This window comes from Lentzea nigeriaca (genome assembly GCF_016907955.1).
Lineage (GTDB): Bacteria > Actinomycetota > Actinomycetes > Mycobacteriales > Pseudonocardiaceae > Lentzea > Lentzea nigeriaca.
Genome location: NZ_JAFBCX010000005.1, coordinates 209443 through 222693 on the forward strand (window position 1 = coordinate 209443; position 13251 = coordinate 222693).

A 13251-nucleotide genomic window follows, 5' to 3' on the forward strand; every position below is an offset into this window, starting at 1 on the left:
ATATCAGAAGCCCAGCATCGATCGGTAGTGAGCGAGACGGGTGTAGACACCAGGTTCATCTGCCCGTGCGCAGCCGCGGCCGAACGACACGATGCCCGCGAGCCTGCCGCGCACGACCAGCGGCCCGCCCGAGTCGCCAGTGCACGCGTCACGCCCGCCGCGGCCGGCGCAGAGCATCGCGCCCGGCCGGTAGTCCGGTTCCATCAGGACGCACTCGGAGTCGGACAAGATCGGCACCGTCACCTTGCGCAGCGTCATGGCGGGCGGGCTGGTCTCGGCAGTGCGGCCCCAGCCCAGCACCACGCCCTCGTCGCCGACCTCGCCGAGCGCGACCGTCCGGTACGGCAGCGCCCGGGCCAGCGTCAGCACCGCCACGTCGTCGCCCTGCGTGACCTCACGGTAGTCGGGGTGTCGCCACACGGCGGCGACGGCGGCCTCGATGCCGCCGCTGGAGTCCCGCAGGTCAGTGCGGCCGGCGATCACGCGCAGCTGCTCGGCCGGGCGCTGGTTCCTGCCGAGCACACCCTTCAGCGTGGCGCAGTGCGCGGCCGTCATGACCTTGTCCGGGGCGACGAGCGCGCCACCGCAGATCAGCTGGCCGTCCGTGGTGGTGATCGCCACAACCCACGGGGTGTCCGCCACCCGCGCGGGTGTCCCCCCGACGATCGCATCGGCCGTCGACGCACCGCTGACCAGCGCGATCACCGCCGCGATCACAGCGAACCGCTTACCCCTCACGGACCACTCCTCGTTGCGCCAGGTGGACGATCGGTCACCAACCGTAGCGATGCTGCTAGGACGGCGTCAAGACCGGATATTCTCGTGTTAGTGTCGCGTCCGGCCGAAGATTTTGCGGCCAGTGGCACAGATCACGGGGGTATGTACGGTGTTGTTCGACTTCGGCCAGGTTCCGGCCTTTCTGGTCGCGTGCGCGGTCGTCATCGTGACCCCCGGCGTTGACGCGTTCTTGTTGCTGCGCACGTCATTGCGGTCCGGCACCCGCTCCGGGCTGCTCGCGCTGGCGGGCATCCACTCGGCGGCGGCGGTCCAGGTCGCGCTGGTGATCTCGGGCCTCGGCGTGGTGCTCGCGCAGTACCCGATGGTGCTCACCGCGTTGCGCTGGATCGGTGCCGCCTACCTGCTCCACCTGGCGTTTTCCATCGCACGCGGGCTGCTGCGGCGCTCAGGCGAGGAGCCGGAGGAGGTCATGAGCGACCGGCCGTTCCGCCAGGGCTTCCTGACCAACATCACGAACCCGAAGATGATCCTGTTCTCGCTGGCATTCCTGCCGCAGTTCATCGGATCGGGTGAACCGGCACCGCAGCTCACAATGCTCGCCGTGCTCTTCCTCGCGCTCGCGGCGGTCTGGGAGCTGATGATCGTGCTGGCCGCCTCGCGCGTCGCCGGGCGGCTACGGCGGCCCGGTGTGACGACCGCGCTCGACGCGGTGTGCGCGGCGGTGTTCCTCACCATGTCGGTCGGGCTGATGGTCTGAGCCTCACGGATCCAGCGGGCCAGTCAGCTGATCTTGGGCGCGGCGCGCATTCCGATGTAGCAGTACCCGTTCGCGAACACGACCGGCATGAAGTCGTCCTGGAACGACGACCCGGCACCGGTGGCCGCGAAGACGTTGGGCGACACGGGAATCAGGTCCATGTCCATGGACGGGTAGATCGCCATGTCGTCCACGAACTCGTAGCGCGCCTTGCGGTCGTTGATCGTGATGACCACGCCTTCCCGTTTGTAGACACCGTTGTAGGGCGTCATGTCGACCTCGAAGGGCTCGGCGGGTGGCGCGAACGGCGGCGGCATCTCGACACCGAACTGCCCGAGCAGCGACCGCAGGATCGCCGACGACAACGGCCGCGCGCCGCCGCCGTTGGTCAGCAACGCGATGGCGATGCCCTGCTCCGGGATCACGCGAAGGTAGGCGTACTGGCCGGTGGCGGCGCCGTCGTGGCCGATGCCGGGCGTGCCGGTGAAGTCGTAGAGCGTCCAGCCGAGGCCCCATCCGTCCGCGCTCACGGTCCACTTGTCCGGTACGTCGACCTGGCGTTCCCGCATGAGGGCAACGGTTTCCGGCTTCAGCACCGTCGCGTCGAGGTGTGCTTTCACCAGCCGGATCACGTCACCGGCGCTGGCGCACACGGCGGCGGCGGGGCCGGCGGCGCGCGGCATCAGGTCCCAGACCGGCGTCGGTTCGCCGTTGAAGTGCCCGGTCGCGGCGCGGAACCGCAGCACCTCCTCCGGCAGCGTCATGGTGTGCGCCAGGCCGAGGGGCGTGAGCACGCGGTCGGCGAGCGCCCGGTTCCAGGTCGTGCCGGTGAGCACCTCGACGATCCGGCCGAGCACCACGTAGCCCGCGCCGCTGTAGGAGACGGTCGAGCCGGGCGGCACGTCCTGGCCGAGCTTCACGCAGGCCTCGACATAACGCTCGACGCAGTCGTCTCCCCGCCCGGTGTCGGGCTGGAAGTCGCCGCTCAGGCCACTCGTGTGGCTGAGCAGCTGCCGCACGGTGATCATGCTCGTCGCGTCCGGATCGGCGACCCGGAAATCCGGCAGCACGTCGATCACCCGTGCGTCGAGGTCGAGCAGGCCCTCCTGGACCAGCGACATCACCAGGGTCGCCGTGTAGATCTTCGCGATCGAACCGAGCTGGAAGACCGAGTCGGTGGTCGCCTCCACGCCCGTTCCGGTGTTCAGCACACCGCTGGCGAACTCGTGGATCTCGCCGTCGGCCAGCACGGCGAGCGTGGCGCCGGGAACGTCGTGCTCGGCGCGGAGGGTGTCGAGCAGGTCCTGTGCGTACAGTGTTCGCGTCATGCGAACACTGTACGCAGACCGCGAAGCTGTACGCAAGTGCGTACGGTGAACGCATGGTTTCCTCGGTGTGGACGCGGCAACGCCCGCGCGCAGGCCTCAGCCAGGACCGGATCGTGGCCGCGGCCGTGGAGCTGCTGGACGCGGACGGGCTGGAGGCGCTGTCCATGCGCACACTCGCCGCCCGCATGGACACGAAGGCCACGTCGCTCTACCGGCACGTGGCGAACAAGGACGAGCTGATCGAACTCGTCGTCGACGAGGTCTACGGCGAGATGGAGGTCCCGTCGGCCGGACCGTGGCGCACGTCCGTGGCGGAGGCGGCGAGAAGCTTGCGCGCCATGGTGTTGCGGCACCCGTGGGTGGCCTCGGTGCTCGGTCAGGTCGGGCTCGCGGAGCTGGGGCCGAACCTGTCGGACCGGTCGGCCCGGCTGCTGGAGTTGTTCAGCGGTGGCGGATTTCCCGGTGAGGAAGCCGATCTGGCGATGAAGACCGTGCTCGGTTACGTGGTCGGGATGACCGTGAGCGAAGCCGCGTACGTGCAGCTGCTCGCGCGCAGCGGTCAGGACGAGGAGGAGCTGACCGTGCGCGGGGTGACGTCGAAAGCGTTGCGTGACAAGACTTTCGAGTACGGACTGGAACGCGTTCTGCGAGGGCTCAGCTCGTCCTGACGCGCAGCTGCGGGAGCACCCGGCCGGGGATCGAGCCTGACGGCGTCTCGCCGATGCGTTCAGCGCCCATCCGCAGGTAGAAGCCCTCGGCGAACGGCTCCGCGTCGATGTCGAGGTGCTCGTACCCGGCCGCGGCCGCGTTGCTGATCAGGTGCTCCCACAGGACGCGGCCGAGGCCGGTGCCGATGCGGTCGGGGCGCAGCCACAGGTTGCCGAGCTCGCCGGACGGCGGTTCGCCGTCGACGCTGTAGAAGCCGATCACCGCGCCGTCCAGCTCGGCGACCACCATGTGCCGTCGTGCGACTTCGTCAGGGCTGTACGTCAGCTCTTCCCTGACGGCCTCCAGGAACGCTTCGTCGTACCCCCAGTGCGCCTTGGCGGCCTGCGCCACCTCGCTCAGCACGCCCGCCTCCTCCGGCCTCGCCCTGCGCAGTGTCACCATCTCGCCAGGCTCGCACTCTCGGAAGATCTCTACGATCGAATTTGTGGCGGACCGACTGCAGGCTCTACGCGATGCGCTGGCCGCGCGTCCCGGCGAGGCCGTGCCGTTCGACGCGCTGGCCGCGCAGGTGTGGCCGGACGAGCCGCCGATGCACCCGCGCGCGGCGTTGCGCACGCTGGTCAGCAGGCTGCGCGCGACCGACCAGGTGATCACCGAACCGGTCGGATACCGGCTCGTCCAGCGCCCGCCCGCGCCGTGCCAGCTGCCGGCCGACCTGCCGGACTTCGTTGGCAGGAAAGAGGAAATCGCCCGGTTGGAGCTGATCGACGCGCCGGTGCGGGCGATCACCGGGTTGCCCGGTGTCGGCAAGACCGTGCTGGCGATCAGGGAGGCCCACCGGCTGCGCGAGCGGTTCCCCGACGGACAGCTGTACGTGAACCTGCGCGGGTTCTCCACGGGGCCGTCGATGACGGTCGAGCAGGCGCTGGCGCGGTTCGTGAAGGCGCTCGGCGGCGGGCAGGAGGACGACTACCGCGAGCTGCTGAGGAACCGGCGGGTGCTGGTCGTGCTCGACAACGCGACCGCCGGCGTGATCGCGCCGCTGCTGCCCTCTACGCCCGGCTGTGCCGCGTTGATCACCTCCCGCCAGGACCTGCCGCAGTTCGCGCAGGTCAAACTCGGTGTGCTGTCCGAGCAGGAGGCGCACGAGCTGCTCAAGGGCATGCGGGTCGAGGGCGACACGAGCGAGCTGATCAACCTCTGCGCGCGGTTGCCACTGGCGTTGCGGATCGCGGGCGCGAACCTCGCCGGGCGCCATCTGCCGGACTACGTCGAGGAACTGCGCGAGCACCGGCTCAGGGCGTTGGGGATCGAGGAGGACGACACGGCCGTGCAGGCCGCGTTCGACCTCTCGTACCGGAAGCTGTCGCCGCGGGCGCGGCGGACGTTCGACTTCCTCGGCGCGGTGCCGGGCCCGGACATCCCGCGCGGCCTCGCGGGCGAAGGGATCGACGAGCTGGTCGCGGCCAATCTGGTGCAGCGCAACGGTGATCGCTACCAGCTGCACGACCTGCTGCGCCTGTATGCGAGGGCACGGGCGACGGACGAGGACCGCCGTGCCGTCTTCGAGTGGTACCTGGTCAGGGTCGACGGCGCCGACGCCCGGCTGAACATCGGCTTCACCCGCGTGCTGCCCGCCGTGCCGGATCCCGTGCCGTTCGCCGGCCGCGACGAGGCCGTGGCGTGGTTCGAAGCGGAGCGGGCGAACCTCGTCGCACTCGCCCAGGAACACCCGGACGCCGGGCTGGTCGCCGGACTGCGGGGCCACCTGCTCCTCACCGGGTTCTATGCCGACCTGCGGACGATCGCGCGCGCCGCCCTCGCCGTCGAGACGACCGGGCAACGGATGGCGGCGATGCGGGTGTGCCTCGGCTACCTCGACTGGCGCTTCGGCGAGCACAGGTCGGCGATCGCGCACTGCGAGAAGGCGATCAGCGAGTTCCACGCGGCAGGCCGGCAGGCCGAGGAGTCGGTGGCCCTCAACATCCTCGCCGGCGCCTACCACGACCTGGGCGAGCTCGACCTCGCCCGAGAGCACCTCACCGCCGCGATCGACCTGTACATGGCGAACGACCTGCGCACCCACCTGCCCGGCGGCCTCGGCAACCTGGGGTTGCTGGAGCTGGAGCTCGGCAGGCTCGAGTCCAGTGAGGACGCGTTGCGCCGCTCGGTCGACCTGGCGAGGGAGATCGACGACTGGCACCGCGTCGCCCACGGCCTCAACAACCTCGGTGTGGTGCTGGCGGCGCGGAAGAAGCACGCGGAGGCCGAGCAGGCGTTCCTGCAGGCACTGGACCTGGCCGGGCGGTACGGCTTCCGGCCGACCGAGATGTCCGCGCGGGTCGAGTACGCGGAGTTCCTCGCCGGAACCGGCAGAGCGGCCGAGGCGCGGGACAACGCCGAACGCGCTCTGGAGCTCGCCGGGGACGACGACCTGTTCACCAGGATCGACGCTCAGCTCGTGCTCGCCGAACTCAACCGGTCTGCCGACGAGTTCGACGAGGTCCTGCGGCGCGCCACCGAGGCCGAGTTCCGCATCATCGAGGTCCGCGCCCTGGCGGGCAAAGCCGCGTTGCTGCACGACAAAGCGTTGTGCGACAAGGCGATCGAACGAGCGGAGGCGGCAGGGCTGCGTTACCGCGCGAACCTCGTCCGCGAGCTCAGCTCAGGCATGTCCTGACGCGCGTGTGCACGCCGGGCTCGACCGTGATCAAGCTGGGCGAACGCCCGTAGACGCAGTGCGCCGCCGTGGCGACGAGACCCGGCCCGACCAGCGCGCCGCCGCAGAACTGAAGCCCTACCGCTCGACAGCTCCAGGCGGCGGAGCATCCACGACCGGGTGAAGATCCTTCGCGTATCGGGAGATCCGGACGTAGACGCCCGGCTTGCCCCTGCGCGCGCAGCCCTCGCCCCAGGACGTGACGCCGACGAGCTTGCCCTCCGCGACGATCGGGCCGCCCGAGTCGCCCTGGCAGGTGTCGATCTTGCCGTCCTCGTAGCCCGCACAGAACATGTCGGTCTTCACGAACTGCGAGTAGGCCTCGGCGCAGTAGGTGTCCGGCAGCACCGGCAGCGTGGCCTGCATGAGGTAGCGCGAGGTCTTGCCGTTCTCGCTGGTCCGCCCCCAGCCGAGGGCGCGCAGCTGCGTGCCGGCCAGGTAGAGCGCCCGATCGGTCGGTTCGGCGATGGGCAGCGGGGTGTACGGCAGCGCCTTCATCAGCGTCAGGACGGCCACGTCCTCGCCCTCGTCGGCCGACACGTACTGCTTGTGGACCCAGATGTCCGCGGGCGTGACCGACACCCCGCCGTCGCGGTCCTGCTTGTCCTCGCGACCGGCGATGACCCGCAGCTCACCCGGCGAGCGGCCGACCGTGCAGTGGGCCGCGGTGAGCACCTTCGTCGGCGCGACGATGGTGCCACCGCAGAACTGGAAGCCGTGGTCGTCGGTCAGGTAGACAACCCACGGATTGGCCTCGATCGAGGCACGCTCACCGCCGATGACCTGCTCACCGGCGGCAGCTGTGCCCGTCGAAGCCAGCAGAGCGCAGAGGACCAGCACCAGGAGTCGTCTCATGACTCCAGATAGTAGCTACTCCGATGCTCCGTTCGGAGCAACCCTGCTCCAGACCTTGCTCGCGGCACCCATGACGGTCTCGCCGATGTCGTTGATCGTCTTGATCAACGGGTCGGCAGAGTTGCTCATGGACTCCTTGTACGACCGGGCGGCGGACTTCACGTCGTCCGTGAGGTTGTTCGTCGGCCGGTCGTCCTCGCGGCGCGCGTACGTGCCGGTCAGGATCTCGCGGTACTCCTCCGTCGCCGACCAGCGCTGCAGCTCGGCGGCCCGCACGACGACCAGCGGGTGCGAGCGCTGCTCGGTGTGCAGGAGCTTGAGGAGGCTGTCGCGGATGTCCTCGACCTCCTCGTACTCCTTGGCCTGGGCGAGGAACGACGCGATGTCGACCTGGCCGCCCAAGTCACCGGCGAGCGCGAGGTGCGTGCGCAGCGCGGCCTGCGGGTCCTGACAGGCGAGCAGACCGGCCCGGTCGCAGGACAGCTCGGTCTTGCGCTGCCACTCGCGCAGCGCCGCGATGACCGCCCGCATGGCGATCGCTCCCGCCGGCACCCACGCGAACGACGTGGTCAGGTCGATGAGCCGGCGCAGCAGCGTGTTGTAGAGCGCGTGGCCCGACATCACGTGGCCCATCTCGTGGCCGACGAGGAACCTCAGCGACTCGTTGTCGAGCAGGTCGACCGCGCCGGTGCTGACCACGATGAACGGCTTGTCGATGCCGTAGGTGAAGGCGTAGGCCTGCGAGCTGCGCTCGACGTAGAGGTCGGGAATCTCGGCGAGGTCGAACGTCGCCGCCACCTCGTTGCGGATGCGGTCGAGCTGCGGGTACTGCTTCGTGCCGACCCTGACCGAGGACGCCACCTGAAGCAGGCGCTCACCACGCTCGGAGAAGGCTCCGGCGACCGCCTTGAGGACCGGTGCCACTGCGGGCACCGCCCTCAGCACCGCGAGGGCGCCTCGGTCGGCAGGATGCTCATAGGCGCGTGGGCTGATGCCCGGGAAACGCACCCTCGATGACTGTTCTATATCCCCCGTCACACCCCCAGGTTAGACACGATCCGGACAAGCCTGCACGGAATCAGCGCCGAGTGGTTGCAGACTGGCCCGGTGAGCGACGAAGACACCACCGTCCTGCCGCTGCGTGGCGGTGCCTCGGCGACCCTGGTCCGCAGGCGTGCCACTGCCAACGACCGCGGCGCGATCCTCTACGTGCACGGGTTCGCCGACTACTTCTTCCAGGAGCACGTGGCCGAGCACTACACGGCGCAGGGGTACGACTTCTACGCCGTCGACCTGCGCGGGTACGGCCGGTCACTGCGCGACGGCGAGTTGCCGAACTACACGACCGACATGGCCGTGTACTTCGAGGAGATCGACGCCGCCATCGCGAAGATCCGCGAAGAGCACTCTCGCGTGGTGCTCATGGGTCACTCGACCGGTGGCCTCACCACGTCGTTGTGGGCGCACGAACGGCGCTCCAGCGACCTCATCAACGCGTTGGTGCTCAACAGCCCGTGGCTGGACGTCGTCGAGCCGCCGTTCATGCGGCAGCTGGTGAAGCTGATCGGGCAGGTCGCGCCGAAGGTGAAGATCCGCGCGAACCTCGGCGAGGCGTACGGGTCGGCGATCCACAGCTCGCGCAACGGCGAATGGGACTTCGACCTGACGTGGAAACCGCTCGCGGGCTTCCCGGTGCTGGCCGGGTGGATCCGGGCGATCCTGATCGCGCAGGAGAAGGTCCACAAAGGTCTCGACGTGCGGGTGCCGGTGCTCGTGATGCACTCGGACAAGAGCATGCTGAACGCTCGGGAGTGGAGCGAGGACGTCTCGAAGGCCGACGCCGTGCTGGACGTCGAGGGCATGAGGAAGTGGGGTCCGAAGCTCGGACCATCCGTCAAGGTCGTCGAGATCAAGGCGGGCATGCACGACCTCTTCCTGTCGCCTGAGCCGGTGCGTGCGGCGGCCCTCGCGGAGGTCGACGAGTTCCTCAAAACAACTTGACCTCGTCATAGGTCGAGGTTCGAGACTGGGCGCCATGAACATCGACTTCAACGCCTGGTACGCGCTCGAAAGCGCGATGCAGGACGAGAAAAATCGTCGCGTCAGCCGGGCGACGTTGAAGCGCGTCGCCCGGTTCGCCCGGCCGCAGCGGGTGGCCGTGTACTGGTTGCTGGCCACCAGTTCGGTGGCGGCGGTGCTCGCGGTCGCCTCGCCTGTGCTGGCCGGACGCGTGGTCGACCAGATCGTCGGCGGCCGTGACATCGGGCTGGTCGTGTGGCTCGCGCTGGCGATCGCCGGCGTGGCGGTGCTGGAGGCCGGGTTCTCGCTGGCCGAGCGGTGGCAGTCGGCACGGGTCGGCGAGGACCTGATCCTGCGGCTGCGCCAGGCTGTTTTCGACCACGTACAACGGATGCCGATCGCCTTCTTCACCAGGACGCGCACCGGCGCGCTGGTCTCGCGGCTGAACAACGACGTGATCGCGGCGCAGCGGGCGTTCTCCGAGACGATCTCCGGTGTCGTCACGAACATCATCGCGCTCGTGCTGACCCTGGTCGTGATGCTGACGCTGTCGTGGCAGGTCACGGTACTGGCGATGGTGCTGCTGCCGGTCTTCCTGATCCCGGCGCGGCGCATGGGCAAGCGCTTGGCGTCGATGCACCGCGAGGCTGCGAACCTCGACTCGGCGATGACCACGCAGATGACCGAGCGGTTCTCCGCACCGGGCGCGACGTTGATCAAGCTGTTCGGCCGGCCGTCCCTGGAGAGCCTGGAGTTCGGGACGCGGGCGCGGCGGGTGCGCGACATCGGCGTGCGGACGGCGGTGGCGCAGTGGCTGTTCCTGGTGGCGTTGACTCTCGTGTCGTCGTTGGCGTTGGCGCTGGTCTACGGGCTGGGCGGCTACTTCGCGATCGCCGGGAAGCTGGCACCCGGCACGATCGTGACGCTCGCGCTGCTGCTGACGCGGTTGTACGCGCCGTTGACCGCACTGGCCGGCGCACGGGTGGACGTGATGACGGCGCTGGTGTCGTTCGAGCGCGTCTTCGAGGTGCTGGACCTGCCGCCGCTGATCAAGGAAAAACCTGACGCTGTAGCGGTCCCCGACGGGCCGGTGTCGGTGGAGTTCTCCGACGTGAAGTTCGCCTACCCGTCGGCGGACAAGGTGTCGCTGGCCTCGCTGGAGGAGGTCGCGGCCCTCGACACCCGCGGCGGTGAGGAGATTCTCGGTGGCGTGTCCTTCTCGGCCGCGCCCGGTTCGCTGATCGCGCTGGTCGGCGCGTCCGGAGCCGGCAAGTCGACGATCGCGTCGCTGGTGCCACGCCTGTACGACGCGGACTCCGGCTCGATCCGTCTGTCCGGTGTGGACGTTCGCGACCTGTCGTTCGACTCGATCCGCGAGACGGTAGGCATGGTGACGCAGGACGGTCACCTGTTCCACGAGTCGATCGGGGCCAACCTGCGGCTGGCTGCCCCCGACGCCACCGACGAGGAACTGTGGGACGCGCTGCGCCGCGCCCGGCTGGCCGACCTGGTGTCGTCGCTGCCCGACCAGCTCGACACCGTTGTGGGCGAACGGGGTTACCGCTTGTCCGGCGGCGAACGGCAACGGCTGACGATCGCCCGGCTGCTGCTGGCCAAACCGCGCGTGGTGATCCTGGACGAGGCCACGGCCCACCTCGACTCGCGGTCGGAGGCCGCGGTGCAGGAGGCGCTGGTCGAAGCCCTCGCGGGACGGACGTCGCTGGTGATCGCACACCGGCTGTCGACGATCCGCGCGGCGGACCAGATCCTCGTCGTGGATCGCGGGCAGATCGTGGAACGTGGCACGCACGAGGCGTTGCTGGCGCTGGACGGCCACTACGCCAAGTTGTACCGCACGCAGTTCAGTGAAGAGCCGATCGGAGCACCGTGACCATCCCCTCGCCGGACAACATCTACCCGTTACCGGACATCGCCCGCACGGTGCAGCTGCGGCCGTTGGTGAAGAACCCGCAGATCGAGATCGGCGAGTACACCTACTACGACGACCCTCATCACGCCGAACAGTTCGAGCAGCGCAACGTGCTCTACAACTTCGGCAACGAAAAGCTGGTCATCGGCCGTTACTGCGCATTGGCCGAGGGCGTGCGGTTCATCATGTCCGGCGCCAACCACAACATGGCGGGCGTGTCGACGTTCCCGTTCACGATCTTCGGTGGCGTGTGGGGCGAGAAGACCCTGGACATCGCACTGGGGGCACCTTCGCGCGGCGACACGGTGGTGGGCAACGACGTCTGGATCGGCTACCAGGCGTTGATCATGCCGGGGGTGCGGATCGGCAACGGGGCGATCATCGCGGCCGGGTCCGTGGTGGTGTCGGACGTGCCTGCGTACGGGATCGTGGGCGGCAACCCGGCCGGGCTTATCAGGAAGCGGTACAGCGACGCCGACATCGAACTGCTGGAACGGATCGCGTGGTGGGACTGGCCGGTGGAGAAGGTCACCGAGCACGTGCGGGTGATCATGGCGGGGACGCCGGCCGAGCTGGCGGCGGTCGCGGAGTGAGAGCTCTGCTCATCACCGGCCCGGTCGGGGTGGGCAAGACGACGGTGGCCGAGGCCGTGGGCGACGTGCTCGCAGCGGCCGAGGTCCCGCACGCCGTGATCGACCTCGACTGGCTCAGGTGTTTCCGGCCCAGCCCCGCGGACGAGATGAAAACGCCATCAGCAACGTCCGATATCAGATTCACGCCCTGGTTCAGGTCCTCCTACAGCCAGCCAAGCGAGAGCGCGTGCGTCGAGATCACGTTCGGAGCTGGCGAAGGCGGTGTTCGCGACTCCAAGGCGCCTGACTAAGGCCGCCTGGCTTTCCGTGGAGGCGCCTGGTCTCAGTTCAGGACCTGGTTGAACGACGGACTTCACTCCGACGCCATCGTGTCCTGACGAGTTGGGCGCGGCCCGGTGGTGACGGGTCGAGCCATTCGCCAGGCTCAGCCTCAGGTGTGCGAGTGCTCAACTGGCCGACAATGGAGGGTCAGTCGGACAGGTTGAGAGGCGTGGCGCTCAACGTGCCCGCCAAGAGGTCGCCCACCAAGCTGGGAAGACTGGCGGGGAGAAGCTTGTCGGTCGTCTGATGGAGTTCGGCAGCCGACCACCAGCGCCGTTCGATCAGTCCGGCTTTCTCGTTCTCGGTGGGCTTGAGCGCGACCTTCGGTGCTGTGTCGGTGATGCGTGCCAGGAAGACGTGATCGATGCGGTGATGGTCGCGTCCCTTGTAGTGGAACCGTGATTCCCGGATCCACAGCTTGCGTCCCAGCGCCGGAAGAACGATCCCGGTCTCCTCCGCTACTTCGCGGCGAGCGGCGTCGACCGGCTCCTCGCCCTCGTCCAAGCCACCGCCGGGCAGCTCCCACCAGTCGTGGCCGCGGTCGTGCGGGTCGCAGGCGTGAACGAGCAGCACACGGTCGTGGGTGTCGAGCAGCAGCACTCGAGCGCCGATGCGTGGGGTGAGGGTGGTGGACATCCGGCGGGCGTTCCTCGCGGTCGGCTGACTGGGCGGCAGCCTGCGCGAGTGGTGCCGGAGTTCAGAACAGAGTCGGCTCCGGCTCGTTGTGCGCGTCGACCGCCGTGGTGGGGTCCGACGTTAGCAGCGTCCTGTTTGCGCTCAGCGACAACCGGACGGCGAGTCCTGAATGATCGGTCAACCGCGATCCGTCCGGCGAGCCTGCACTGGAGATCGTCACGGGCATCTTCGCCCGGAAAGGCGAACGCGACCGCTACGCGGCCGACCACCCTCTCAACTTGCTCTGGAACGCATTCGCAGCCGCCAGCCCCACGAGATCCATTCCAGCCGCCCTGCCCGGATAGGAACTGTCGGCCACCATGACCCAGGTCGACGAGCCTGTCGACCGCCCAACAATGGAACGGCGCGATCTGCCTGATCGGCTCCCCCATTGCCTGTGACCAGACAGGAAGGCGCAGGTTGCCGGCAGGGGCGTCTCGCACGGGTGAATCGGTCTGTGCATCGGCGGTGCTCATTGCAGAGTGGCAGCGTGACGGGCACTGGCAGCAAGCCACTGACACCCACGCTGAATTCGGGCCCATCGCACGTTGGCTCGCGCTCGTCGTGCCGGTGCTCGCCGGGCGCCACTCCAGCACCACCTCGTCCTGGCGCACTTGACTCAGCCCCGCGAGCAGCGGGTCAGTCGG

Annotated in this window: 14 protein-coding genes; 7 read left to right on the forward strand and 7 right to left on the reverse strand. The window is 68.8% G+C overall.

The features are described 5' to 3' along the window. Positions 1–3 precede the first annotated feature (3 nt). Positions 4–738 carry a serine protease gene (locus JOD27_RS19060; RefSeq protein WP_204763582.1) on the reverse strand — a complete coding sequence of 245 codons (735 nt, stop codon included), beginning with the start codon at positions 736–738 and terminating at the stop codon, positions 4–6. A gap of 121 nt (positions 739–859) precedes the next feature. On the opposite strand from JOD27_RS19060, the gene JOD27_RS19065 reads away from it, so the two are divergent. Beyond that, a complete protein-coding gene (locus tag JOD27_RS19065) occupies positions 860–1495 on the forward strand; it encodes a LysE family translocator (RefSeq protein WP_307830207.1) in 636 nt (211 codons plus the stop codon). Between the two features lie 23 nt (positions 1496–1518). Here the strand turns inward: JOD27_RS19065 and JOD27_RS19070 are convergent, their stop codons facing one another. Beyond that, positions 1519–2823: a serine hydrolase domain-containing protein gene (locus JOD27_RS19070; RefSeq protein ID WP_204763583.1), complete on the reverse strand. Its 1305-nt coding sequence runs from the start codon at positions 2821–2823 to the stop codon at positions 1519–1521. Between the two features lie 53 nt (positions 2824–2876). Here JOD27_RS19070 and JOD27_RS19075 point away from each other — a divergent pair, with 53 nt between their 5' ends. After that, complete coding sequence (locus JOD27_RS19075; RefSeq protein ID WP_204763584.1) at positions 2877–3491, forward strand: TetR/AcrR family transcriptional regulator; 615 nt, start codon at positions 2877–2879, stop codon at positions 3489–3491. On the opposite strand, the gene JOD27_RS19080 is transcribed toward JOD27_RS19075, so the two are convergent. Continuing rightward, positions 3478–3933: a GNAT family N-acetyltransferase gene (locus JOD27_RS19080; RefSeq protein WP_204763586.1), complete on the reverse strand. Its 456-nt coding sequence runs from the start codon at positions 3931–3933 to the stop codon at positions 3478–3480. The genes JOD27_RS19075 and JOD27_RS19080 overlap by 14 nt on opposite strands. Before the next feature lie 43 nt (positions 3934–3976). Here JOD27_RS19080 and JOD27_RS46670 point away from each other — a divergent pair, with 43 nt between their 5' ends. Then, a complete protein-coding gene (locus JOD27_RS46670; RefSeq protein ID WP_204763588.1) occupies positions 3977–6172 on the forward strand; it encodes a tetratricopeptide repeat protein in 2196 nt (731 codons plus the stop codon). Here JOD27_RS46670 and JOD27_RS47175 read toward each other — a convergent pair. Genes JOD27_RS47175 through JOD27_RS19100 form a run of 3 tightly spaced genes read right to left on the reverse strand, consistent with a single transcriptional unit; the run spans position 6153 to position 8104 of the window. Next, positions 6153–6407, reverse strand: coding sequence for a trypsin-like serine protease (locus JOD27_RS47175; RefSeq protein WP_204763997.1), 255 nt, complete (start codon positions 6405–6407; stop codon positions 6153–6155). The genes JOD27_RS46670 and JOD27_RS47175 overlap by 20 nt on opposite strands. After that, complete coding sequence (locus tag JOD27_RS19095) at positions 6290–7066, reverse strand: S1 family peptidase (RefSeq protein ID WP_204763589.1); 777 nt, start codon at positions 7064–7066, stop codon at positions 6290–6292. The genes JOD27_RS47175 and JOD27_RS19095 overlap by 118 nt, the downstream gene beginning before the upstream one ends. A 15-nt stretch (positions 7067–7081) precedes the next feature. Continuing rightward, on the reverse strand, positions 7082–8104 hold the full coding sequence (locus tag JOD27_RS19100; protein ID WP_204763590.1) for a M48 family metallopeptidase: 1023 nt from the start codon (positions 8102–8104) through the stop codon (positions 7082–7084). Positions 8105–8173: 69 nt separating this feature from the next. Between JOD27_RS19100 and JOD27_RS19105 the strand changes: the two genes are divergently transcribed. The 4 genes from JOD27_RS19105 to JOD27_RS19120 are packed head-to-tail and all read left to right on the forward strand — an operon-like array spanning position 8174 to position 11898. Beyond that, the gene (locus JOD27_RS19105; RefSeq protein WP_307830208.1) at positions 8174–9067 is read left to right on the forward strand and encodes an alpha/beta hydrolase; all 894 of its coding nucleotides are present in this window, start codon (positions 8174–8176) and stop codon (positions 9065–9067) included. Positions 9068–9101: 34 nt separating this feature from the next. Beyond that, entirely contained in the window at positions 9102–10976 is a 1875-nt protein-coding gene (locus tag JOD27_RS19110) for an ABC transporter ATP-binding protein (RefSeq protein ID WP_204763591.1), read from the forward strand. Further along, a complete protein-coding gene (locus JOD27_RS19115) occupies positions 10973–11608 on the forward strand; it encodes a CatB-related O-acetyltransferase (protein ID WP_204763592.1) in 636 nt (211 codons plus the stop codon). Before JOD27_RS19110 ends, JOD27_RS19115 begins: the two co-directional genes overlap by 4 nt. Continuing rightward, on the forward strand, positions 11605–11898 hold the full coding sequence (locus JOD27_RS19120; RefSeq protein ID WP_204763593.1) for a DUF397 domain-containing protein: 294 nt from the start codon (positions 11605–11607) through the stop codon (positions 11896–11898). The genes JOD27_RS19115 and JOD27_RS19120 overlap by 4 nt, the downstream gene beginning before the upstream one ends. 178 nt (positions 11899–12076) lie before the next feature. On the opposite strand, the gene JOD27_RS19125 is transcribed toward JOD27_RS19120, so the two are convergent. After that, the gene (locus JOD27_RS19125; protein ID WP_204763594.1) at positions 12077–12565 is read right to left on the reverse strand and encodes an NUDIX hydrolase; all 489 of its coding nucleotides are present in this window, start codon (positions 12563–12565) and stop codon (positions 12077–12079) included. Positions 12566–13251 lie beyond the last annotated feature (686 nt).

Bases quoted from the DNA above. Each gene is read 5' to 3' on its own strand.
- JOD27_RS19070 (WP_204763583.1), bottom strand. From the start codon at position 2,823: ATGACGCGAACACTGTACGCACAGGACCTGCTCGACACCCTCCGCGCC.
- JOD27_RS19075 (WP_204763584.1), top strand. From the start codon at position 2,877: ATGGTTTCCTCGGTGTGGACGCGGCAACGCCCGCGCGCAGGCCTCAGC.
- JOD27_RS19080 (WP_204763586.1), bottom strand. From the start codon at position 3,933: ATGGTGACACTGCGCAGGGCGAGGCCGGAGGAGGCGGGCGTGCTGAGC.
- JOD27_RS19095 (WP_204763589.1), bottom strand. From the start codon at position 7,066: ATGAGACGACTCCTGGTGCTGGTCCTCTGCGCTCTGCTGGCTTCGACG.
- JOD27_RS19110 (WP_204763591.1), top strand. From the start codon at position 9,102: ATGAACATCGACTTCAACGCCTGGTACGCGCTCGAAAGCGCGATGCAG.
- JOD27_RS19125 (WP_204763594.1), bottom strand. From the start codon at position 12,565: ATGTCCACCACCCTCACCCCACGCATCGGCGCTCGAGTGCTGCTGCTC.